Source organism: Dyadobacter psychrotolerans (assembly GCF_004349265.1).
GTDB classification, from domain to species: Bacteria; Bacteroidota; Bacteroidia; order Cytophagales; family Spirosomataceae; genus Dyadobacter; species Dyadobacter psychrotolerans.
In genome coordinates, this window is the sequence record NZ_SMFL01000001.1 from 106,083 (window position 1) to 129,863 (window position 23,781).

The 23,781-nt window shown below is 43.9% G+C and carries 24 protein-coding genes; 23 read left to right on the plus strand and 1 reads right to left on the minus strand.

The genetic code is table 11. The features are described 5' to 3' along the window. Positions 1–6: 6 nt before the first annotated feature. The 21 genes from E0F88_RS00485 (at position 7) to E0F88_RS33545 (ending at position 20,593) form a co-directional block, all read left to right on the plus strand. The gene (locus E0F88_RS00485; protein ID WP_131955612.1) at positions 7–1,284 is read left to right on the plus strand and encodes an ApeA N-terminal domain 1-containing protein; all 1,278 of its coding nucleotides are present in this window, start codon (positions 7–9) and stop codon (positions 1,282–1,284) included. A gap of 28 nt (positions 1,285–1,312) precedes the next feature. After that, positions 1,313–4,552 (plus strand): type I restriction endonuclease subunit R, encoded by a 3,240-nt coding sequence (locus tag E0F88_RS00490; protein ID WP_131955614.1) that lies wholly within the window; start codon positions 1,313–1,315, stop codon positions 4,550–4,552. Positions 4,553–4,564: 12 nt separating this feature from the next. Beyond that, positions 4,565–5,356, plus strand: a complete 792-nt coding sequence (locus E0F88_RS00495; protein WP_131955616.1) for a TIR domain-containing protein — start codon at positions 4,565–4,567, stop codon at positions 5,354–5,356. Between the two features lie 625 nt (positions 5,357–5,981). After that, positions 5,982–6,509, plus strand: a complete 528-nt coding sequence (locus E0F88_RS00500) for a hypothetical protein (RefSeq protein ID WP_131955618.1) — start codon at positions 5,982–5,984, stop codon at positions 6,507–6,509. Between the two features lie 115 nt (positions 6,510–6,624). Beyond that, complete coding sequence (locus tag E0F88_RS00505; protein WP_220466216.1) at positions 6,625–6,927, plus strand: DUF4134 domain-containing protein; 303 nt, start codon at positions 6,625–6,627, stop codon at positions 6,925–6,927. A 332-nt stretch (positions 6,928–7,259) separates the two neighbouring features. Then, entirely contained in the window at positions 7,260–8,279 is a 1,020-nt protein-coding gene (locus E0F88_RS34175; RefSeq protein WP_229213632.1) for a DUF4133 domain-containing protein, read from the plus strand. 54 nt (positions 8,280–8,333) lie between these two features. After that, complete coding sequence (locus E0F88_RS00515; protein ID WP_131955622.1) at positions 8,334–10,805, plus strand: TraG family conjugative transposon ATPase; 2,472 nt, start codon at positions 8,334–8,336, stop codon at positions 10,803–10,805. 25 nt (positions 10,806–10,830) lie between these two features. Then, the gene (locus E0F88_RS00520) at positions 10,831–11,508 is read left to right on the plus strand and encodes a conjugal transfer protein TraI (RefSeq protein WP_131955624.1); all 678 of its coding nucleotides are present in this window, start codon (positions 10,831–10,833) and stop codon (positions 11,506–11,508) included. A gap of 25 nt (positions 11,509–11,533) precedes the next feature. After that, positions 11,534–12,175 (plus strand): hypothetical protein, encoded by a 642-nt coding sequence (locus tag E0F88_RS00525; RefSeq protein ID WP_131955626.1) that lies wholly within the window; start codon positions 11,534–11,536, stop codon positions 12,173–12,175. Between the two features lie 18 nt (positions 12,176–12,193). Next, the gene (locus tag E0F88_RS00530) at positions 12,194–12,829 is read left to right on the plus strand and encodes a TerB family tellurite resistance protein (RefSeq protein ID WP_131955628.1); all 636 of its coding nucleotides are present in this window, start codon (positions 12,194–12,196) and stop codon (positions 12,827–12,829) included. 11 nt (positions 12,830–12,840) lie between these two features. After that, entirely contained in the window at positions 12,841–13,950 is a 1,110-nt protein-coding gene (gene traJ / locus E0F88_RS00535) for a conjugative transposon protein TraJ (protein ID WP_131955630.1), read from the plus strand. Positions 13,951–13,994: 44 nt separating this feature from the next. Further along, positions 13,995–14,612, plus strand: coding sequence for a conjugative transposon protein TraK (gene traK, locus E0F88_RS00540; protein ID WP_131955632.1), 618 nt, complete (start codon positions 13,995–13,997; stop codon positions 14,610–14,612). Positions 14,613–14,657: 45 nt separating this feature from the next. Next, positions 14,658–15,056, plus strand: a complete 399-nt coding sequence (locus E0F88_RS00545; protein ID WP_131955634.1) for a hypothetical protein — start codon at positions 14,658–14,660, stop codon at positions 15,054–15,056. Between the two features lie 2 nt (positions 15,057–15,058). Beyond that, positions 15,059–16,387: a conjugative transposon protein TraM gene (traM, locus tag E0F88_RS00550; protein ID WP_131955636.1), complete on the plus strand. Its 1,329-nt coding sequence runs from the start codon at positions 15,059–15,061 to the stop codon at positions 16,385–16,387. A gap of 32 nt (positions 16,388–16,419) precedes the next feature. Continuing rightward, positions 16,420–17,262 (plus strand): conjugative transposon protein TraN, encoded by an 843-nt coding sequence (traN, locus tag E0F88_RS00555; RefSeq protein WP_220466193.1) that lies wholly within the window; start codon positions 16,420–16,422, stop codon positions 17,260–17,262. A gap of 40 nt (positions 17,263–17,302) precedes the next feature. Beyond that, complete coding sequence (locus E0F88_RS00560; RefSeq protein WP_131955638.1) at positions 17,303–18,106, plus strand: hypothetical protein; 804 nt, start codon at positions 17,303–17,305, stop codon at positions 18,104–18,106. 34 nt (positions 18,107–18,140) lie between these two features. Further along, on the plus strand, positions 18,141–19,205 hold the full coding sequence (locus E0F88_RS00565; RefSeq protein ID WP_131955640.1) for a hypothetical protein: 1,065 nt from the start codon (positions 18,141–18,143) through the stop codon (positions 19,203–19,205). A 13-nt stretch (positions 19,206–19,218) separates the two neighbouring features. After that, positions 19,219–19,545 carry a hypothetical protein gene (locus E0F88_RS00570; RefSeq protein ID WP_131955642.1) on the plus strand — a complete coding sequence of 109 codons (327 nt, stop codon included), beginning with the start codon at positions 19,219–19,221 and terminating at the stop codon, positions 19,543–19,545. Further along, a complete protein-coding gene (locus E0F88_RS00575) occupies positions 19,535–19,795 on the plus strand; it encodes a helix-turn-helix domain-containing protein (RefSeq protein ID WP_131955644.1) in 261 nt (86 codons plus the stop codon). The genes E0F88_RS00570 and E0F88_RS00575 overlap by 11 nt, the downstream gene beginning before the upstream one ends. Positions 19,796–19,800: 5 nt before the next feature. Continuing rightward, a complete protein-coding gene (locus tag E0F88_RS00580; protein ID WP_131955646.1) occupies positions 19,801–20,088 on the plus strand; it encodes a hypothetical protein in 288 nt (95 codons plus the stop codon). 334 nt (positions 20,089–20,422) lie between these two features. Then, on the plus strand, positions 20,423–20,593 hold the full coding sequence (locus tag E0F88_RS33545) for a hypothetical protein (RefSeq protein ID WP_165939967.1): 171 nt from the start codon (positions 20,423–20,425) through the stop codon (positions 20,591–20,593). 57 nt (positions 20,594–20,650) lie between these two features. On the opposite strand, the gene E0F88_RS00585 is transcribed toward E0F88_RS33545, so the two are convergent. After that, a complete protein-coding gene (locus tag E0F88_RS00585) occupies positions 20,651–21,457 on the minus strand; it encodes an XRE family transcriptional regulator (protein ID WP_131955648.1) in 807 nt (268 codons plus the stop codon). Positions 21,458–21,529: 72 nt separating this feature from the next. Here E0F88_RS00585 and E0F88_RS00590 point away from each other — a divergent pair, with 72 nt between their 5' ends. Then, positions 21,530–22,273: an ImuA family protein gene (locus E0F88_RS00590; protein ID WP_131955650.1), complete on the plus strand. Its 744-nt coding sequence runs from the start codon at positions 21,530–21,532 to the stop codon at positions 22,271–22,273. A gap of 1 nt (position 22,274) precedes the next feature. Beyond that, entirely contained in the window at positions 22,275–23,771 is a 1,497-nt protein-coding gene (locus tag E0F88_RS00595) for a Y-family DNA polymerase (protein ID WP_131955652.1), read from the plus strand. The last annotated feature ends 10 nt before the right edge of the window (positions 23,772–23,781 follow it).

Consider the following 23,781-nt stretch of genomic DNA (forward strand, 5'->3'; position numbering starts at 1 on the left):
TAAACTATGAATAAACCCTTTACATTAAAAGGTTATTGGTTCCTGCCAAATCAGGAAGAACAAAAGATAGCAGGTATTCTCAGTTTCGAACCGGGTGAAAACATGCGGCTAGAACTTTTTGGTGCTATATCTCAAAAGTCACCCGAGGAGTACCTTCGTCTAATAGCTGAAAACTGGGACAAGAATGAAATTATACCTGTAATTCATGGGCATACATCAGATGGGAAAGAATTCTCTCTACTTAATTGTATAGATGGCCAATCGAGCCTGAACTTTAACGCTGAGTTTCCGCTAACTAGCTACATAGTAAATGCAGCTATTCAGGGAATACTTATAACTGATTATCAGGAACCAGTATTCAACAAAATTCGGGTTAAGCTTACCCAACTGCATGAATGGCTGGGTACAATTGGCTTTCAGCAATCCTATAATTTCGAAGATTCCTCTTCCAACTTTGGCTTCAAACTTCCCGAAAGTGTCTCCTTTTCAATAAGTGGTGATTACGATTTGTCTTTCAACTCTGGCTATGAAAAATATAATGTGTCGAGAGATGAACTCAATATTAAACAATCCAGTTTCGTAGAAATAAAAATTGGAAGTTTAGTTTCATATAGAAAGTTAGGAGAGCAGATATTTTTATTCCTAGATTTTCTTTCTCTCGGTACTCTGTCGCCAATAATGATAGAAACCATGACAGTTTTTAACGAGGAGATAGACGAGGATGGAAAAGCCTACACAAATACCTCGCATGTGTTTTATAAATCAGAGCAAAAATCTGCAAAAGGTTTAAAGAAGGATCATGATTTTCTGTTCAATTATGAGACAATATCCGACGTTTTCGAAGAAATCATAAAAAAGTGGTACACCTTAGATAGTGAAATCAGGCCAATACGACAATATCTGATTGAAAGTGTACAGCCCATTGGTACTTTCAAGACAAACCATTTTCTAAATATCATACAAGCCCTAGAAGGATTCCATACTAGATTTCGAAACAAAAAAATGGAGTTGAAAGAACGACTTGAAGATATCGTTACCGAGTTTTCTGATGTTCAGCTCGTAAAAAATGAATTTAATGATTTGGAAGAAACATTAAATAGCGCAAAAGACTCTCGGCATTATTATTCCCATTTTTTCAAATTAAAAAACAACAAGACTAAACACGGAGTTGACTTATATCACTTAACAATCAAATTAAGAATCTTATTAGTATGCTGTGTTTTGAAAGAAGCGGGATTTACCAATGCTAAAATTAATGATATACTCGTTTCCGGAAAATTGTAACAAAGCGGCGACAATCTGAGTCTCAAAAATGCTCGAATCCAACATCGAAGACTTCACCATTCAGGAATTGCAAAATCTGGGTTATCAGTATGTCAACGGAACTAAACTCAGTCCTGGTGGTGAGCAGCCCGAGCGTTCGGATTTTAGTGAGGTGATATTGTCGGAGCGGTTACGATCTGCCATTCAAAAGCTCAACCCTACCTTGCCGGCTTTTGCATGTGAGCAGGCGCTGCGGGAAGTGCAACGTATAGCTTCGCCCGATACGTTGGCCAACAATGAGCTTTTTCATACGCTGCTGGTGGAAAAAGTAAAAGTCCCCTACCAGGAAGACGGCTACGACCGCAGTTATGAAGTAGCGCTGATTGATTTTGAGCATCCGCTGGAAAATGATTTTCTGGCTGTAAATCAGTTCACGATCACAGACCGCAATACGCGGTACCACGGAAAACGGCCGGATGTGGTACTTTTTGTAAACGGAATTCCGCTGGTTGTGATTGAGCTCAAAAATGCCACGGACGAGCAGGCCACGGTGGAAAAAGCATACAAACAAATCCAGACTTATAAATCTCTCCTTCCGGCGCTGTTCACCTACAATGCCTTTTGTGTGATTTCGGACGGACTGGAATGCAAAGCGGGAAGTTTGTCGGCCAGCCTAAGCCGTTACATGGCCTGGAAATCCGTTGATGGCGAAAAAGAAGCATCGCGTTTTAAACCGCAACTGGAAACGCTGATAAAAGGAATGCTCAATCCGGTGACGCTGCTGGATCTGGTGCAGAATTTCATTGTATTTGAAAAATCAAAAAAAGAAGATCCGAAAACAGGAGTGATACAGGTGCAAACAGTGAAAAAACTGGCTGCTTATCACCAGTATTATGCTGTAAACAAAGCCGTAGAAAGTACGATAATTGCAGCCGGAAAAAATGGAAACCGGAAAGGCGGCGTGGTATGGCATACGCAGGGAAGTGGAAAATCATTGTCCATGGCCTTTTACACAGGAAAACTGGTACAAAGGCTCAACAATCCGACGGTAGTGATCATCACAGACCGTAACGATCTGGACGATCAGCTTTTTGATACTTTTGCCAGTTGCCAGCAGCTGTTACGCCAGGATCCGGTTCAGGCAGAAAACCGCGAAAAACTGAAAGAACTTTTACGCGTAGCCAGCGGTGGAATTGTGTTTGCCACGATCCAGAAATTTGTCCCGGACGGAGGAAAGATCATTTATGATGAACTGTCGGACCGGAAAAATATAGTCGTAATTGCCGATGAAGCGCACCGGACACAATATGGGTTTGAAGCAAAAACCATTGCGGTAAAAGACAAAGAAACCAAAGAACAGATCGGGACCAGAATCGCGTACGGTTTTGCCAAATACCTGCGTGACGCCCTTCCGAAGGCTACTTACATTGGTTTCACGGGAACACCAGTTGAAAGTACAGACATCAATACGCCTGCAATTTTTGGCCAGTATGTGGATATTTACGATATATCACAAGCCATTGAAGACGGCGCAACGGTCAGAATTTATTACGAAAGTCGTCTTGCAAAAATAAATATCAGCGAAGAAGGAAAACAGCTGATCGCGGCGTTTGACAAGGAACTCGACGAAAACGAAGAAATATCAGAAACGCAGAAAGCCAAAGCAAGGTGGTCGCAACTGGAAGCGATTGTGGGCGATCCGAAAAGGATCAAAAACGTGGCCAGAGATTTGGTAGATCATTTTGAAAAACGGCAGGAAGTTTTCACCGGAAAGGCGATGATCGTGGCCATGAGCCGGAGAATTGCGGTGGATTTATATAACGAGATCATCAAACTTCGCCCTGATTGGCATGATGAAGATTTGAGTAAAGGTTCGATAAAAGTTGTCATGACAGCTGCGAGTTCCGACGGTGAAGTTCTGGCGAAAATGCACACGACCAAAACGGAAAGAAAATACCTGGCCGACCGGATGAAAGAGCCAACGGATCCGCTCAAACTGGTGATCGTCCGTGATATGTGGCTGACGGGTTTCGACGCGCCAAGCTTGCATACGCTATATGTAGACAAGCTCATGCGTGGTCATAACCTGATGCAGGCCATTGCACGCGTGAACCGTGTTTTCGGAGACAAACCAGGCGGACTAGTCGTTGATTATCTGGGCATTGCGACAGATCTAAAAAAAGCGCTTTCCTTTTATTCAGATGCGGGTGGAAAAGGAAATCCGGCGGATACGCAGGAAAAGGCCGTGGAGGCAATGCTTGAAAAACTGGAAACTGTGAGACACCAGTTTCAGGAGAAAAGCGAATCTTATGGAATACTCATTGCGGAAGAACCTGAGGCGTATTACCAGAATGCGGCAGGTTCGGGTTTTAATGTAAAGCGTTTTTATAAAGCATCACATCAGGAAAAGCTCTCCATTATTCTCCAGGCCGAAGAACACATACTAGGTCTGAAAGACGGGAAAAACCGGTTTATCAAACAAGTTGGTTTGTTAAGCCAGGCATTTGCACTTTCCATTCCACACGATTCGGCAAATGCTATTAAAGAAGAAGTGGCGTTTTTCCAGGCGGTAAAAGCCAGGTTAAATAAGTTTTCAGGAGATTCAAATGAGAACGGAAAGTCGAACGAAGAAATAGAATCAACCATCCGTCAGATTGTAGATCAGGCGCTGGTTTCCGATCAGGTAGTAGATATCTTCGAAGCAGCGGGTATTGATAAACCGGATCTGTCGATCCTGTCAGAAGAATTTCTGATGGAAATAAAAGACATGAAACACCAGAATCTGGCACTCGAGCTTTTGAAAAAAATACTAATGGATGAGATTAAAATCCGTTCAAGAACAAATCTGGTTCAGGGAAAAGCGTTACTCGAAATGTTGGAAGGCTCCATCAGAAGATACCAAAATAACCTGTTATCAACGTCCGAAATAATCCAGTTTCTGATCGACGAAGTTGCTAAGAAAACCAGAGAACTCAGCAATCGTGGTGGCGGCCTGACGGACGATGAATGGGCATTTTACGATGCACTGGCTGAAAGTAGTAGCGCCAAAGACGTACTTGGCGACGACATGCTCAGAAGCATTGCCGTAGAAGTAGCCCAGAAAATTAAAGCTAATGCAACAATAGACTGGACAATTCGTGAAAGTGCACGGGCGAAAATAATGGTAGTGGTGAGGAGGATTTTGAATAAATATGGCTATCCGCCGGATAAACAGCAGCGGGCAATTGATACGGTGTTAAAGCAGGCGGCGGTTACGGCGGATTGGGTTGTTGGACAGATGCAAGATTAATTACTTTGAAATATGTATTTAGATAAAGAAAAACTGAAAGCTTTATTAAAGAAAGCCGAGGAATTAAGGTTTGATAATCAAATAGTCTTTAATCAAAAGGCTAAAATAAAACCAGAAAAAGCTATTGAAGCTATTGTCTCAGGATTATCTGGATGGTTAACCAAAACTACCGCTTTGAACAACGGAGCTGGTTATGTTAAAAAATTAACCGAAATAAAAGCCACTTTACCTGCAAGCAAGGCTAATCAATTTGCAAGTTCATACTTTTCTGATAAGGATGCCAAATCAATTCAAAGCCAACTAATAACTTTAATTAAGAAAATTGACAAAGAAAACAAATCAATTTTCATTGTTCACGGTCGTGATGCAGTCATGAAAGATAGCGTTCAAAGTGCATTACGAGGCCTTGGCATCCCCAATGTAATTTTAAGCAATGAAGATGATCACGGCCAAACGATTATTGAGAAATTTATAAAAGAGGCTAATCGCTGTGAATACGCAATTGTCCTTTGCTCAGCAGATGATGAAGGAAAGCTAAGAATTAAAGGTAAAAAAGGAGCCGAAACACCACTTCGGCCCCGTGCCCGACAAAATGTTATTCTTGAACTAGGATATTTCTTGGCGAAATATGGCAGGGAAAATTTATTTGTTCTTCATCCCGAAGAATCGATAGAACAACCAAGTGATTTTATTGGTGTTGTTTACCAAACTTTTGACAAAGCAGGGCTTTGGAAGCAAAAGCTAGTCCGGGAATTAAAAAAAGCAGGATTTAAAATAAACGATAAAATGTCAGACCGATTATGACTCCATCCCATATGGTTTAGCCTAAATAATGTCTTTTAATTCAATTTGTAAATTGATTAGATCTTTCCCTCAGAAATTTTCTAACCAAGCCCTTCTATCAATATGAGTAATCCAGATAACACAATGAGGCGAGAAGAATCATTGGTTCTTCAATTAGCCTTACCGGAATCGTTCTAGCATGGGTAACACTTGTTGTACCAGTTAAGCAATATCTAGGGCAAAGGGAATTGGAAGAGGAGGGTAAAAGGTTTAACAATTACCACCAGCTAATTTGAAGACTTTGCGATGCCTACTCAAAGAATTTTCTTTTAAATGGTTTTAAATTAATGGATATCAGGGACTTTTTTAAAGGAAACATCCACAGAGTTGTACCTTTTTGCAACCTTTCGCTTTCCTAAGTCAGAGTTGGCTTCGGTTTAGTACGGTCATACGCCATATTGCCTGCGCTTCAACCCTATAAACCTCAAACGTCCTAAAAAGGTCCAACAAAAAGTTGGACTTTATTGCTACCCTACCTGTGCATTTACTTTGTGACATCAATAAAGCGAACCGGAAGACTTTCTCAACATTAAGAGAAGTATGGAAGGCTTCGGAAGTTCAAGTTGTCAAGTAAACCAAATGTACTATGTTAACAGCTAATCCATGGGTGGCCTATGTATCAATTGTTACCCCGCTACTCTCAGTCTATTACCTTCTGGTCGGTTTTACTTACTACCGGCATGATCTGAAAGCCAGGATTTCCCGTTGGAAAAGTCCTCCGGTCCAGGCCACCGGTTTCTCTTTCAAACCTAAACAGGCTGAGAACGAATATTTAGAAGATCCAGTCAGATTTGATTCTGAGCCAATTACTCCCACGGTTAACGCGCAAGAAGGAATCGAATCACAAGAGCCCTGGGAGAATGAAGGGATGATGCAGCAGCTTGAAGCATTATCGCTTCACCTAAAACAAGCCATCGAAGAAGCCCATAATAAGCAATACAGCAAAGAAGAGGTCATTCTTCTTACCCAAATGACATTCAAAGAATATCCTGCCATATATGGCACACCGTTCCAGCTTTCAGTCAATCATCTGATTGAAGCGGAACTGGCAAAATACGGCTCCATCCACCTGAACAGTGAAGACAGGTTGAGGATGTGGAATCAGGTCGATTGATGGAGCAGTTTCTGTAGGTAAGCTTCCCGCAGCTTGCGGGAAGACTCCTACCGGATCATCCACAGTAGCAGTGCATGTTCAACTTAAACAGATAGAGGCGATGAGAATGAGGGGTATGTTTAACAGTAGAAGCTGGCTTCTTACAGCAAACATGATGCTCGGAGCAATTATTGCAAAAGCGCAGGACGGAGCGGCTGGGATTTCCGAAGCGGATACACAGGTACGATCTTACTTCGAGCCGGGCACCAATCTGATGTATGCAATAGGGGCGGTTTTAGGCCTGGTAGGTGCAGTGAAGGTATTTCAAAAATGGAATGCTGGCGATCAGGATACCAATAAAGTTGCTGCAGCATGGTTTGGTAGCTGCATCTTTCTGGTCGTGGTGGCAACGGTTCTGCAGTCTTTCTTCGGAGTTTAGACAGCAGGTTGTTTGCTCACATTAAAAAAATCCAAAGAGTATTCTTACTGTCCGGATCGCTGAATTTAGAGCTTGTAATACACAGCTTCGTCGCAGCCGCGAGAAAATGCATCTCTGGAAAACAGGAGAAATACTTTAATGGAACAACCGGTAAGGGGTCCAGGCCTCTGCCGGTTGTAAAAAAATCAAAACTGGCAATCAGTTTTCAGCCATGCAAACGCCAAAGGGTTTTGAAATAATGAGCGGCAGGTGACCGCAGACCGAAAACAGAATTCAACCACTCGTTTAATCCTTCTTCAGATTTCTTAAATGCCTTCTAAACTTTAACAACTATGGAAGATCTAATGATGACAGGGCATTACCCCTTTCTTTACCTGGATAATCCGGAAATTCTAATCAAAGATTCCCAGGTGTTTTCCAAGCCGCGCAGCCTGAAAAAAAAGGTAAACAAAACCTGCAGCAAGATCAGGGAAATGATTGCCCTGGGAGGCGCTCAAGTGGATGTTATCGATCAGAGCGTCGAGCTGATTACAGCAGAGCTCCGGCCATCACGCTTTGGCTATGTGTGTGCAATGATTGCCAGCGAATTTCCTAAAACATTTTTGAAATGGGTCAGAATCAATGAGCTTACAGATCAGGTTTTAGATGTAGTCAGCGCCTGTGAGCCTGTTTTCAGACTACTCAAATTCAATTCACATACTGCCGAACAGCACAGCATCTATATCACGGTGTCAAATTTTATCAGGCACTATTTGAAAAGAAAAAAGAAAAATTCAGCGCCACCGATAAGAATACATGCTGCTGGGAAAAGTAGCGGATCTGTTCTGGTTACTAAACCCGAAACAGTCAGCGTTCTCTTTCCGGCTGTCAAACCAAAGCCAGCTATCAAACAAGCACCCGCTGTCAAAACCAAAACAGTTAGACCGGTGACCTACTTCGAAAGCAAACTGCTCGAAAACTCAGTTGCCGCCAGAGAAATTCGTTCTCAACCCGGAAGTACACCATCTCTTGCTATTTTACAATCCTTTGAAGACATAGAAATCATGGCCGGTAAACATTATCCTATTAATAAGGGAATCAATAAAAGTATCGTTTTCAAAGGATTAAAAGCGCAGTACATCGGCTATATGGGGCTAGGATTACTGATTGATCTGCTATTTTATGCGGTCCTGTACATGCTTAAAGTCAATACCTATGTCACGCTGCTGCTTACGCTGGCTCTGGGCGCTGTCATCGCAGTCGCAGTTTATCATCTGAACGCCCAGTATGGTGAACACGGGCTGATCAAGGCAATGGCCAAAAGAAAAACACCGAAGATCATCCGCTCATTTTCAAGAAGGATATTCAAATAGCCCGCCGGAGACTGCAAAGAAATTAGCTTTCAAACATTAAAATTTTAGATCCGAATGGAAAGGTTACTTGATGAGTTAATACCAATTATGGAAGTTTCGGATGGGTGTCTGCTCTCCAAACAAGGCGATGTCACCATGGGTTTTGAAGTTCAGCTGCCCGAGATTTTTACACTCTCCGACCAGCAGTACGATGCCTTTCATCAAAGCTGGGTCAAAGCGCTGAAAATGCTTCCGGTCGGCAGTGTTTTTCACAAGCAGGATTACTTTATAAAAAGCGCTTACAAGGCTGACTTTTCAAAAGAAGATACCAGTTTTCTTTCCCATAGTTCTGAACGCTTTTTTAACGAGCGGCCGTTTCTGGATCACCGCTGCTACGTTTTTATTACCAAAAAACCGTCAGATAGAAAACCGTCAAGCTCTATTTTTTCCAATCTTTTAAGGCCCAGTCTATTTCCCAAAGAAACGCTCAGTGAGCAGATTTTACAGGAATTCCGGGGTAGTGCAGGCCAGTTTAAAAGAATCATGGAAGATTCCGGATTTGTCAAAATGCGTCTGCTGAAGAATGAAGAGCTTTTAAGCACGGCAGGCAAGCAGGGACTTGTTGAGCAGTACATGTATTTATCTGATAGCAGCACCTCTAAACTGCTTCGTGATATATACTTTGAAAAAGGCATAAAAATCGGCGACCAGTACTGTCAGCTATACGCCTTGGCGGACGCTGCGGATTTACCTGGCAGCTGCAGCCCGGGTATTCACTATGAGAAATACTCCAGCGACCGCACAAAATTCAGCACCGGTTTCGCCAGCAGTTTAGGCCAGCTTTTATCGTGTAATCATATTTACAACCAGTTCATTTTTATCGAGGACGCTGATAAGACCCTGAAGCGGCTCGAAAGCAAACGGTTGAGACTGCAGTCCTTGTCGCTGCATGCCCGCGAAAACCATCTGGCACTCGATGCGACAAATGAATTTTTAAATGAGGCAATCAGAGAGCAGCGCATGCCGGTGAAAGCCCATTTTAACCTGATGGTATGGAGCGATGATCTGACCGAGCTGAAAGAAATTAAAAATATGACTACTTCTGCACTGGCTCAGATGGACATTAGTGCTAGGCAGGAAATCGTAGGCGCTCCTCAAATTTACTGGGCAGGAATTCCGGGAAATCAGGCTGATTTTCCCATGAACGAAACCTTTGATACCTTCACTGAGCAGGCGGCCTGTTTTTTGAACCTTGAATCCAGCTATCGAAATTCACTGAGCCCGGTGGGTATCCGCCTTGGTGACCGCCTGACCGGAAGGCCCATACATGTGGATATTTCCGATGAACCCATCCGGATGGGGATCTGCACGAACCGAAACAAATTCATTTTAGGACCCTCTGGCTCGGGTAAAAGTTTTTTTACCAACCATATGGTCAGAAGCTATTACGAGACGGGCGCCCACATTGTGCTTGTCGATGTTGGCCACAGCTATAAAGGGCTCTGTGATATGGTAGGCGGTTATTATTTTACCTACGATGAAAAGCACCCGATCGAGTTTAACCCCTTTTTTATTCCGGAGGGTGAGCAGCTGGACACCGAAAAGAAGGAAAGCATCAAAACCCTTCTTTTGTCACTATGGAAAAAGGATGATGAAACCTTTAAGCGAAGTGAATATGTCGCGCTTTCCAACGCTTTAACCCTATACTTTGCGCATCTGGATAAGAATCCGAAGATATTCCCCTGCTTTAATAGTTTCTACGAGTTTCTAAAAACGGAGTTTATCCGCATCATCGAAACTGATAATGTCAAAGAAAAAGATTTTGACATCCACAATTTTCTGTATGTGCTGATGCCCTACTACCGGGGTGGCGAGTTCGATTACCTTCTGAACGCTAGCAAGAATCTGGACCTGTTGCACCAGCGCTTCATCGTCTTCGAACTGGACAATATTAAGGAGCATGTGATTTTGTTTCCGATTGTCACTATCATCATTATGGAGCTTTTCATCAGCAAGATGCGAAAAATGGAGGGTGTCCGTAAGGTTCTGCTGATAGAAGAAGCCTGGAAAGCAATCGCCAAAGAAGGGATGGCCGAATACATTAAGTATATTTTTAAAACAGTCAGAAAATACTTTGGTGAGGCTATTGTAGTGACCCAGGAAGTGGAAGATATTATCTCCTCTCCTATTGTTAAACAAGCCATTATCAATAACTCGGACTGTAAGATCCTTTTGGACCAGTCCAAATATCAAAACAAATTCGACCAGATTCAGGAGCTTTTAGGACTAACCGAAAAAGAAAAGGCACTGGTGCTTTCGGTCAACAAGGCCAACGATCCGCTCAGAAAATACAAGGAAGTCTTCATCAGTCTGGGCGGCACGCTGTCAAGGGTCTACCGGACAGAGGTGAGCCCACAGGAATATCTGACTTATACCACCGAGCAAACTGAGAAGCTGAAAGTGGCGCAGTATGCTAAAAAACACGGAAGCATCGAAAAAGGAATTCAGGCTCTGAGTGAAGAAATCCGGTCATCGAAAGTCGCCTAATTCAAATTCATTAAACTAAAACGTCATGGCAAAAAAGATCATCTTCTTTCTGGTTCTGTTCGTTGCCACTTTTGCTCCAATCCAGCCCGCTGAGGCGGCCAATCCATGGGCAGCCATTATCAAAGCGGCCATTAAAAAGGTAGTGAAGGCTGTCGATCTGATGATCCAGAGAAGACAAAACAGGGTCATTAAACTGCAAAACGCGCAGAAGGCCATAGAGAATACGATGGCTAAACTGCACCTTGATGAGATTGCTGACTGGGTAAAAAAGCAGCGCGATTTGTACAGGGAATATTACGATGAGCTCAAAAAGGTCAAGGCAGTCATCTCCTATTATTTCCGCATCAAACAGATCGCTGAAAAAGAAGCCCTGATCGTCGAGCAGTACCAGAAAGCATGGGCATTGTTTCGGAATGACAAACATTTCAGCGCCAAAGAGCTCGCCCATATGCAGATGGTTTATTCAGGGATACTGGAAGAGACCGTCAAAAATGTGGATGTGCTTGCACTGGTTGTCAAATCCTTCACCACCCAGATGAGTGATGTGAAAAGGCTGGAAATCATTGACCGGGCAGCTAAACAGGTGGATAAGATTTACGATGAGCTGAGCATCTTTAACCACGAAAACAAAATGCTGAGCCTTTCAAGGGCCAAAGACGAGCTCGATGCAAAGGTGGTCAAAGAGCTCTATGGAATTGACTGAATCACTTATAAACTGAGCCAGGGATATGAAAAATGTTTTGATCCTGCTGGTTTTAATGCTTTGCTCGCAGATAGGCTGCGCACAGAAAGTCAAAGAGTGGTTAAGACAAAAGAAGACGCAGAAGCAGTATCTGATCGAGCAGATCGCACATCTGAAACTGTATCTGGAGCTGACTGAAAAGGGTTACAAGATTGCAAAAGAAGGACTGACAACGATCAGCAGCATGAAAGACAGCGAATTCAAACTGCATAAAAACCGCTTTGATTCCCTTTGCATCGTCAAGCCGCAAATCAGAAAACTTGACATCAACCAACGGTCGCTTCTCAACTTTCGCTATATGCTTTTCATCTACTGGGGACTACCCGATTTTTTCGCAGAAAACACAGGGCTTGCCGCTAGTGAAAAGGCACTGGTTAAATCGGTGTTGGAAAAGGCAATCGCGGATGGTATTGTCATGATGGACGAATTGTCGGGCCTAGTCGAAGACGGCGTGTTTTGTATGAGCGATGATGCCAGAGTGAAGCGGCTTACCGAGCTATACAACCGCTCGGAGCAGAATTACACCTTCGCAAGGCAGCTCTCCGCACAGGCAGCAATGCTGTCTGCTCAGCGCAAATCTGAGGACCAGGATTTTGAAAACCGCCGCGCGTGGCATGGCCTGGATTAAATCTAAAACCAAACCTTTATGAAAAATTTCTTTATTGCTATGCTGCTCATAGTGCTTGCACTGCCGGCACGGCCGGTCAGAGCGCAAACTGCGGAGGTAACCCAGCTGATTCTGAATATTGAAAAACTCAATCAGCTCAGAAAGATACTGACTGAGCTCAAAAAAGGATATGACATCCTTTTTAAAGGATATACCACCATCAGGGATCTATCCAAAGGCAATTTCAAACTACATGAAGCTTTCCTGGATGGTCTTCTTGAGGTAAGCCCTGCAGTAAAAAAATACCAGCGGGTTAAAGACATCATCGAATGCCAGCTGGCGCTTCTAAACGAGTATCAGTCGGCTTATAAAAAGTTCTCCAAAGACGGATCATTTAGCTCTGACGAGCTGGATTATATGCAGAAGGTCTATTCCAGGCTGATCAGGCAAAGTATACAGAACCTGGATGCACTTACAACGGTGGTCACCGCAAAGAAGCTCCGCGCGTCCGACGATGAAAGGCTTGCCGCGATCGATGATATCTATGAAGACATGAGTGGCAAGCTCACCTTTCTGCGCCACTTCAACACCAATGCAGCCTTACTTTCCGAGCAAAGATCGGCAGAAAAAGCAGACACTGAGCTCATGGAAAAAATGTATGGCATAAAACCATAAAACTGATGCAAATGGACAAATTTACAAAAACCGTCATTTTGATGGTTCTAGGATTTCTGTTGCCGGATTGGGCCTTTTCACAGGGGTTTGAGCAGCAGGTACGGGGTCTGAATGGGGTGCTGGACAGTCTGTATTCGGAAATGCTGCCCCTTTGCAGTAAGCTTATCAACGTAGGACGGGGTATAGCCGGCTTTGCCGCTATATGGTATATCTCCCATCGGATATGGAGGCATCTGGCCAACGCCGAGCCTATTGATTTCTATCCGTTGTTCAGGCCTTTCGTGCTCGGGTTTGTCATTTTGATTTTCCCTTCGGTGATCGCGATGATCAACGCGGTTTTGTCTCCTACTGTGCGAGGCACCGCATCGATGGTTAAAGATTCAGACAAAGCGATTGCCATTCTTTTGAAAAAGAAAGAAGATGCGGTTAAGAATTCAAATTTCTGGCAAATGTATGTAGGTGATGACAGCAAGGGAAACCGGGATATGTGGCTCAAATATACCTATGGCGATGGCTACTCTGAGGGTTTTGGCGAGGGCATTCCCAACGACATCAAATTCTACATGGCAAAGCAGAGCTATAATTTCCGCAATTCGATCAAAGCGATGATCAGCGAAGTGCTCCGTGTGGTCTTTGAATCGGCAGCACTTTGTATCAACACGATCCGGACCTTTTATCTGATCGTAATGGCTGTCATCGGACCCTTTGCATTTGGCATTGCTGTTTTTGACGGATTTCAGCACACGCTCACTGCCTGGATTGCACGCTATATAAATATTTATTTGTGGCTTCCGGTAGCCAATATTTTTGGCAGCATCATCGGAAAAATTCAGGAGAAAATGATCACGCTTGACATCCGTCAGGTGCAGCAAAACGGCGATACCTTTTTCAGTTCTCACGATATGGCCTACCTGATATTTTTAATTATTGGCATTGTAGGCTACTTCTCGGTGCCATCTGTGGCAGGATATATTATCCAGGCCGGCGGGCAAAATACGCTGCTTAATAAAGTCACCTCCCTTTTTGCCAACACGGCCATGGGTGTAGGAAACTATGCTTTTCCAGCTGGCGGTGGCTTTGGAAGATTACCCAAGGCTGCCGAGAAAGCTCCGGGTAAATAGTTGATTTCTTAAACAGACAAGCTGTCTACTAAATAATACATGCCATGTTTCAAAAAGCAAAAAATATTGACACGGCTTTCAAGCATATCCGGACTTTCACTTTTGTGGCTCTTGTCAGCTCCGCTTTTTTCTGCTGCTTTACACTTTTTAAAAGTCTTAAAAGCGTTGAAATGGCTCAGTCAAGAGTCTATATTCTGGAATCCGGAAAAATTCTTGAAGCGTATGCTTCGCCAAGAAGTGAGAACATTCCGGTCGAAGCCCGCGATCATATCGCTAATTTCCACAGACTTTTTTTCACCCTGGATCCTGATGATAAAGCCATTCAGTACAGCCTTTCCAAAGCGCTGTATCTGGCAGATGGCTCTGCCAAAAAGCAGTATGATGACCTGCGTGAATCAGGTTATTTCACAGGTATCATTTCGGGAAACATCAGTCAGCAGATTCAGATTGACAGCATTCAGGTTCAGACAAGCGCCTACCCATACAGCTTTCAATGCAGCGCTCAGCAGCGCATCATCCGGCCAACCAGCATCGTAACCCGTAAACTTATAACTGAAGGGTCACTTCGAACGGTATCCAGATCCGATAACAACCCACACGGCTTTCTGATTGAGAAATGGGTAACTGTTGAAAACAAAGACATTGGGGTTCAAAACCGGTAGCCGGTGTCAGGTAACTATTTTTTTATTACAAAATCTCACCCAGCTATGTTCTACAAATTCAATGCCCACCGCGCCAGAAAACCCGCTGAAAAAGCGGACTACAAGCTTGCCAGACAGATCTTTAAAAAACTTATCAGAATTCAGCGCTGCTGGGCCAGTTTCATGCAGTCCAGGGCAGACAAACTTCGTCCAGGATGGCTTAGAGCATTCTGTCTGACTGTGATGAGTGTAAGTAGCGGCTACTGTACCTATCTGATTTTCGAAGGATTTAGTTCTCTAAGTAAGCCTGAAGCAAGTGCCCTGATACGCTACTTTCGCCCATTTGATCAACACGAAATCAAAGAGCAGCTGCACGCCAAAGTCAAAATGAGCATGTATCTGGACAGCCTTGAAAGCGCCGTGATACAAGACAGTTTGAATCAATTAAACCAAACCCAAAAATAATCATGGAAGCAAAGACACAATCTGCCTCATTCATGCAAAACAGAAAGTTCTACACCTATCTGCCTTTGTTAGTCCTACCCTTTCTGACACTGGCCTACTGGGCTATTGGAATTAAAATGATCTATAAAAATCAGGTAGCTCAGACTCAGCCACAGGGGTTAAACACGAGCCTTCCGGATCCTAAGCTGAAAGATGAAACCGCATTCAGCAAGCTTACCTACTATAAACAGGCCATGGATGATTCAGCTAAAATCCGCGAGCAGCTAAAAAAAGATCCTTACCGCAGCTTAGAGCTAACCCAGCCAGACAAATCAGCGGCAGAGCTTTCGATGCAGGGACTTGGTGCGCCGCAGAGCGATCTGAAAGAACAGAAACCTGTTTCCTACAATGGAAAAATGTATGCGGGCAACCAGCAGACCCTTATCATCAACAAACTAAAATCTCTTGATTCTGTTCTGTCCAGAACTAGTGAACCACAGTTTCACCAATCCGTTTCCAAGCATGAGCTAACGCAAAAAGAGGCTGTTTCTGTCCCTGACGAAAATCTCCAGAAGCTTGAATCACTCATGAATAATCTGGAAGGTCAGCAAAACATTGACCCGCAGGATCCTGAACTGCAGGAACTGAACATCATGCTTGATAAAATCCTGGACATACAGCATCCAGAACGGATTGCAAGTAAAATTCAAGCCCAAAATGCGTCTGCGCAAGCGCCATCCTATCAGGTAAAAAGCTCGGCTGATCAAACGCCAATCGGAAACTTTTCAGCAACCGGGTCTGATTCAGCCAGCAGCCCCGTTTCGATGATCGGCTTTCAGACCAATGGTTTTTTCTCACTGGATGAACCTGTGAGTGCCAGTGTGGACAATGCCATCAAGGCAGTGGTGCATGAAGAGCAGACCCTGGTGACGGGCTCGACGATCAAGCTCAGACTTACAGCCGATATTTATGTAGCCGGAACGCTGATCCCCAAAGACAATTTTATTTACGGTACCGTTTCGGTAAATGGTGAGCGGATGCTGGTTGATATCGCTTCTATCCGGCTAAACAACTCCTTATTCCCCGTCAAGCTGTCTGTCTATGACCTGGACGGACAGGCTGGAATCTACATTCCGGGCTCAATTTCAAGAAACGTTGCCAAACAGTCTGTCAGTCAGGATATCCAGGGGCTATCACTTGAATCTGTGGACCCATCATTTGGAGCTCAGGCAGCCAGCGCCGGAATACAGGCAGCTAAAACTTTACTTGGGAAGAAAGCCAGGCTTGTGCAGGTATCGGTCAAGGCCGGCTACCAGATCCTTCTTAGGGACGGAAACCTAAAATCGATCTGAGCTCAGCTTTAAGAAACAATTAAAATACAAGCATGATGAAAAACTTTAAATTAAGTAGGATCATTGCCCTGCTTTTTCTGACCATCAGTGGAAAAGCATGGGCCCAGGATGTGCAGCTCTTTGTCATTGAGCCATTTCCGCTGGAAATCACTTACAACAAAACAGTCAATCTGATATTTCCTTATGCGATAAAAAGTGTCGATAAAGGCAGCCGTGACATTCTGGCGCAAAAGGCAAAAGGAGTTGAAAATATTTTACAGGTAAAAGCAGCTACCAAGCACTTTGAACAGACAAACCTGACCGTTATTACCTCTGACGGAAAACTGTACTCTTTTGTAGTGAATTACGCCGAAGAGCCTTCTCAGTTAAACATCGAACTGATCAAAGTCCCAGATGCATCCAAACCGGCCGATGCAGTGCTGGAAAAAGAACCTAATGAACAGTTCCTTAAAAATGCCGCAGAACATGCTTCCAATGAGCAAAATGTTTCAGGCAAAATCAATGATTCCTCGCACAAAACCAGGCTTTCTCTCAGCGGACTTTACATTAATAAGGAAGTGATTTTTTATAGGCTAAAGCTCGACAACCGCTCGAACATTTCTTACGACATCGAGAGTCTGCGCTTTTTTATCATTGACAAAAAACGTGTAAAAAGGACTGCGACCCAGCAAACAGAAATCAATCCGTTGTATGTACACGGCGAGACAAGCGTCATTGACGCGAACCAATCCCATGAATTTGTCTTTGCTCTTTCAAAATTCACCATTCCCGATGCTAAACAATTGATAATCCAATTGATGGAAAAAAATGGTGGTCGCCACCTAGAATTATTGGTTCAAAACAGGACAATCATCCAGGCCAAACCCATTCTGTAATTTGAGTTATATCATTTTTAACATTTAATCTAAGAAAGTCATGAATGAAAAAAATTTCGAATATCTGAAAGACCAGGTAAAATTTACCGGCTTTGGCCAGGACCTGGAGGCTGATCTGAAAGCAAACCTTGCCAAAGCGCAAACTGAATTCCGCTTACAGCACAACGTCCAGTACGGCAAGGACGAGATGAGCTCATCGCTACATTTCAAAAAGTCAAGCCAGAGCGATATGTACTTTTTTAACAGCTATACCGCGTCACTAAAAAAAGACAATCAGGCCCAGCCACTGCAACAAACCTTTTACATCAACAAGGAAGGAGGTAATATCACCCAAAAGGAAGCATTTAATATGCTTGATGGAAGAGCGGTCAACAAAGATCTGGTCAGTAAAGAAGGGAAGCTTTACAATGCCTGGGTCCAGCTTGATTTTAAAGAGACTGCCCAAAACGGAAACTATAAATTTAAACAGTTTAGCGATAATTATGGATTTGATCTTGAAAAGTCGCTTGCCAAGCTGCCCATCAAAGAGCTCTCCGAGCAGACCGATAAAACCAGGCTCCTTGAATCCCTTCAGAAAGGCAACCGGCAGGCCGTCACCTTATCGCACAACGGAAACGAGCAAAAGGTATTTATCGAAGCCAATCCCCAATTCAAAGCCATTGTTGTCTACGATCAAAATCAGAAGCGCATTCGACCGCAGCAGATGCCAGAGGAAGCCCAGAAAACTGGTCAGCAACAGACTCAGAAAACGGATGACAAAAAGCCGAGCATCAGTCAACCGGAATCCAAACCCGAGGGTTCACCCTCGGGTGGCAAAAGCAAAAAATCAAAAATGTCTATGTAGTTAGCCTTCTGCTTATTCTTAAAACTTAGATGCTATGGAACAGAAAAATGCAGGCTCAATCGTCTCTGAGATCGATAACTGGAAAGCCAGGGAAGCAAGAATGCAAAAACTGTTTTCTGATGGAATTATTCATGACAGCGCCTTTTTAAAACAGAAACTGAGCTTCTATGACCACCTTCAGGCCAAATATGCCAAAACACCGGACCCGGAAGAAAAAATGGTGCTGGCCATCCTGGCAAAACAAAGAAGCCAGTTGCGCGCACAGGTCTATCCAGGGATCCTTCAGCGTATTTTCAGCCAGGTCATTGAGCCGATCAGACAAAAACATATCCAGCAGCAGCAGACTGTCAAATCCAACCACAATCTCACGGAGCTAAAACAGGCACTGAATGTAGCGGGATTCGGGAATGTATTCCCTAGGCTGGAAAAACAGCTTCAAAATGGTCATCAACAATTTAAAATCCCGGTTTCCCATTATGTCTCCGTAAATCAAAAGATGGATTACAATTTGTCTTTTTCCAGGGACAAACAGGGGCAATACCGCTTTGAGAACTATCAGGCGACCCTGACTAAAGAAGGCAAGCCCGCTGAGACCCGTTCTCAGGTTTTCAGCAGCCATGAAGCGGTTAATGCCCTGCAGGCCAAAAACCTTTTGGAAGGCAGGGCCATTCACAAAGATAACCACTTCGATTTGTCCGGCAGTCAGCAGCCCGGATGGATCAAACTGGATTTTAACGATAAAGACCCATCAGGCAATCATAAACTCAAAGAGTTCAATCAAGGCTATGGGTTTGATCTTGAAAAAGTCTTAAAGCAACTTCCGATAGAGAAATCGGACCTGGAAAACCCGCAGAAGCAAAATCTTTTGCTTTCGCTAAAAGACGGCAACCGCGAGCAGGTCCTTTTTAACAGCCAGGGCAGGACTTACCGGATCTCACTGGAAGCCAATCCACAGTTTAAAACAGTGGATTTGTTTGATGAAAACAGTAAAAAGGTCAGTCTTTTACAACTTACCGGACCACAAAAGAAGGAGCCCGAAATCAGGCAAAAACCAACGATTCGGATTATGCATTCCAGAAAAAACGGTGTATCCATCTGATTAATTGCAGCACATGGAAACAGCCACAATTTTAAGGGGATTCTTTTCAGCTATTGAAAAGGATCCCAGAATAAGCGTCTCACACATTGGCTTATATGTTACGCTGGTCTCACTCTGCCAGAGTCAGGGTGAGACAGGATGTTTGGAAATATTCGGTAAAGACGTGATGCTGGCTTCGAAGATTTCCAGTACCGCGACTTACATAAAGCTGCTGCATGAGCTTATCGATTTCCGGTATCTGCACTACGAGCCATCCTACTACAAACGCAAGGCCAGCAGGATTTCAATTGCCGGCATTCAGGATCATGTCCAACCTTATTTGAATCACTATGCAAATTGAGCTAGTCACCAAAGAAGATTTACAGCTGTTTCGCCAGCAATTACTTAATGATCTGAAATCATTTATGGCCCAGCCGCAGCCACAACCCGCCCAATGGCTAAGAAGCGGAGAGGTCAGAAAGCTATTAAAAATTTCAGCAGGTACGTTGCAAAACCTTAGGATCACCTCAGTTCTGAATCCGGTAAAAATCGGTGGCTCCTTTTATTATCAGAGCAGTGAAATTCAGGATATTCTAAGAAACAAACGCTAATCACTATGAGACAGCATCACATTCCTTTTGGGCTAACCGCCGCTTTAAATGACGGAAGACTAAACGCCTGGCATTTGACAATTTATTTTGCTCTTGTCGAACTATTCAAAAGAAGCAACCAAGATGGCCCATTTTCCATATCACGAAAAAAAGTCATGGAACTTTCCAGAATAAAGGCAGCACCTACTTACCATAAATACATTAACGAACTACAAAACCTGGGATACATTCAATATCATCCTTCCTATCATCCGAAAAAAGGCAGTTCTGTTAGACTTGTGTTTAGAATTTAAATATTAACAGAATCTACTTGAGAGCTCCTGTATGTCCCTAAAAATAATTATCCTAATAAAAAAGAAGGAACGCCGAAATTTCGGAATTCCTTGATGAACTACTTCTCTTAGATGAACTATTTCTCCTATCAATAATGATAGAGGACGCAAGTAAAGCAAAAAATTTGCGTTAAAACGCTGTATCGATAATCTTCTACACGAAGTAAAATCTGACGCTCTGTTAATTGTCAATCCTGCTTCAACGATTTCTAAAATCAAAGTTCAAAAGCAGCCGGCCAGAAAAGTGAATAAATGATCAGAAAGCATACCGGATTTTGCAATAAGGAATCATTTCATGGCAAAGCTCGACCAACTCCTTAAGGACATGCCGTTTCAGGTTGTTTTTGTAACGCACATTACGCTGACCAGTCTGGCTGTATTTCAGGACGCCACAATACTTTCTCGGCTTTTGGATGCCAAAGCATGTTCACATCATGTATCTGCTCATTGTGAGTCAGGAAGATAATTTCGGTTGCCAGTTGCCACTTTAGCTTCACGGAATATCTGGAAAAAAGTTAACTCATCATTTATTACCGACCAACTCCGTAACCTGCTTTTGAACGTCCAATAGCACTTTCATGATCTGATCGTTACCTTCTATATTGGGTATCTCCTTGCTTTGAAAGCTATAAAATTCCCAGATTTCCAAAACTTCTTCGGCACTGACGGTATAGGGATCGTAAATACAGTTATATGAACTCAGGAGAATGGTCGCATCATCATTTACTGTTACCTGTTTGAATACAAAGTCCTTCTCACCACTTAACACCACGATGCAGGGTGTTTGGGGTTTTATGCTTTTCCAGTCCTGAACAAACATGCAGGTGATATCGCTGTCTTCCGGTATGGGCAGCATCGAATCGCCTTCTGTTGGAAAAATCCGGTAGGTTTTATCTCTGGGAAGGTTAGGCATCGAGAATTTGGGGAGCTTAGCCAGATATTGAGGATCAGCATATCCGCTACGGTAACCAGCTTTTGCTTTTACCGGGACGTATTCAACATTCTCTTTATTACCCTTGTCCACTGTGATGGCTAAAATTCTAATATTGCTGCCCGTCATATACACATCATTACCCGCTTCCAGATCCCTGAGTTTTAATTCAGAAAGCTTTGACAAATCGACTTTTAATAGATTATCCACACTTATTTTAAAATACATAGAGTAATTCAAATAGTCATCTGGCTGAGGGGCCTTGGTATGTCCGTTTTCCAGTGCGTTAAGCTTGGAACGGGTTAAACCAAGTTTTTCTGCAAGTGTTTCCTGGCTAAGATTTTTGCGTTCACGAAGGAATTTAATGTTGCCGGAAAAAAATATTCTTTGACTGTTCATCTTTTGTTTGTTATTATTACAATCAACACTTTGGTACAAATCGTATCAAATGTAATTTTAAATATTTAGATTATGATACAGGCCATAAATAAAATTGACATTTTTCAGCAGCTGCAAAAGCAAATACACACTTTGCAGGGCTTTCGCACTCCCACGGAAAGTCAGCGCGTCGATTTTGGCCTGGGGATCATTGAAAGATCATTTACAGGTAACATTTTTCCAACAGGCGCTATCCACGAGCTGATCAGCGCTGGCCGCGAAGACGCTGCGGCAACCACGGGTTTTATGGCAGGTCTTTTGGGCAAGATGATGCAGCGCGGTGGCATTTGTCTATGGATCAGCCAAAAGAGAACGCTGTTCCCTCCTGCCCTGAAATTTTTCGGAATTGATCCGGACCGGGTTGTTTTTATTGATGTTAAAAACGAGAAAGACCTTCTGTGGATGGTGGAAGAGTCCCTTAAATGCCAGGCGCTTTCTGCTGTGGTCGGTGAGTTAAAAGAGCTGAATTTGACTGAATCCAGAAGGTTACAGCTTGCCGTTGAGCAAAGCCGCGTGACTGGTCTGTTGCACCGGCTCAATCCGCGCCGTATCGAAAACACGGCCTGCACGGCGCGATGGAAAATAACGCCGCTTGCCAGTAGTTTAGATCCTGAAATGCCCGGAATGGGCTTTGCCCGATGGAACATTGAGCTTTTAAAGGCCAGAAACGGTGAGCCGGGTCAGTGGCAGCTTCAATGGATCAACGGATCGTTTGATTATAGCGCGGTTAAGCCTAGTATTTTATCAGATGAAGATCAACTACTAAAAGCCGGATGATATGAAAAGATACGTCTCTATCTGGTTTCGGCATTTGATCACAGACCGCTGGGTGATCCGTCACCCGGATTTAAAAGATACCGCCTTTGTGCTGGCTGCGCCTAAGGCTGGAAGAATGGTAATTACCGCTGCAAGTGCCGACGCTGAAAAACAGGGAATCCTTTCAGGAATGGTCGTAGCCGACGCGCGCGCTGTTGAGCCAAACTTACAGGTATTTGAAGATAAACCGGGTCTCGCTGCCCGTCTGCTTTCTGCTTTGGCCGAATGGTGTCTTCGGTATACACCCATTGTGGCTGTTGACTGTGACAGCGGTCTGATCCTGGATATCACAGGCTGCGCGCATCTTTGGGGAAGTGAACGCGCTTACATGAAAGACATTACTGCACGTCTTCGCGGCTCGGGATACGATGTGCGCGCTGCTGTTGCAGACACGATTGGGGCGGCCTGGGCTGTTTGTCACTATGGAAGAATTACGCCACTGATCGAACCTTGCAAACAATCGCAGGCAATAGCACCGCTCCCACCGGCGGCTCTTCGGCTGGATGCAGGTATTCTTGAACGAATGAATAAACTTGGCTTTTACCAGATCGGCAGTTTTATCAGTATGCCGCGCTCTATTCTTCGCCGCCGCTTTGGTCAGCAGCTGCTCTCGCGTCTGGATCAGGCCTTAGGTCAGCTCACTGAAAACATCCTGCCGGTCTGCCCTGTCGAACCTTACCAGGAAAGGTTGCCCTGCCTGGAACCAATCAGAACAGCGCCAGCCATAGAAATGGCTTTGAGTAAATTACTGGAAGTGTTGTGCAGCCGCCTTTTAAAAGAATCCAAAGGAATCCGAAAAGTGTTATTTAAAGCATTCAGAATGGATGGCGGAGTGCAGCAAATTGAAATCGGCACTAATAGCGCAAGCTGCAATCAGCAGCATTTGTTCCGGCTTTTTCAACTCAAAGTTTCTTCTCTGCGCCCTGATCTGGGCTTTGAGCTATTTATTTTGGAAGCACCTGTTGTAGAAGATGTTGAGCAGACTCAGGAAACACTCTGGAATATATCCGGAAGCAATGATCAGGCTGAAATCGCTGAACTGCTCGATCGGTTGACCGGCCGAGGTGGCATGGACATCGTTCACCGCTATTTGCCTGATGAGCATTATTGGCCGGAGCGCTCGATTAAAACGGCTACTTCCCTGCTGGATAAACCACAGACCAAATGGCGCACCGACCGGCCGCGGCCGGTAAGTCTATTGCCACAACCGGAACTGATCCAGGTTTCAGCGCCCGTTCCGGACTACCCGCCGATGCTGTTTCGTTACAAGGGTCAGGTGCATAAAATAAAAAAAGCAGACGGACCCGAACGTATAGAGCAGGAATGGTGGATCCAGGACGGTCTGCAACGGGATTACTACTGTGTGGAAGATGAAAATGGAGCGCGTTACTGGATCTTCCGGCTCGGTCACTATGGAACGAATCAACCGGAGTGGTTTATACACGGATTTTTCTGTTGATAAAAATACC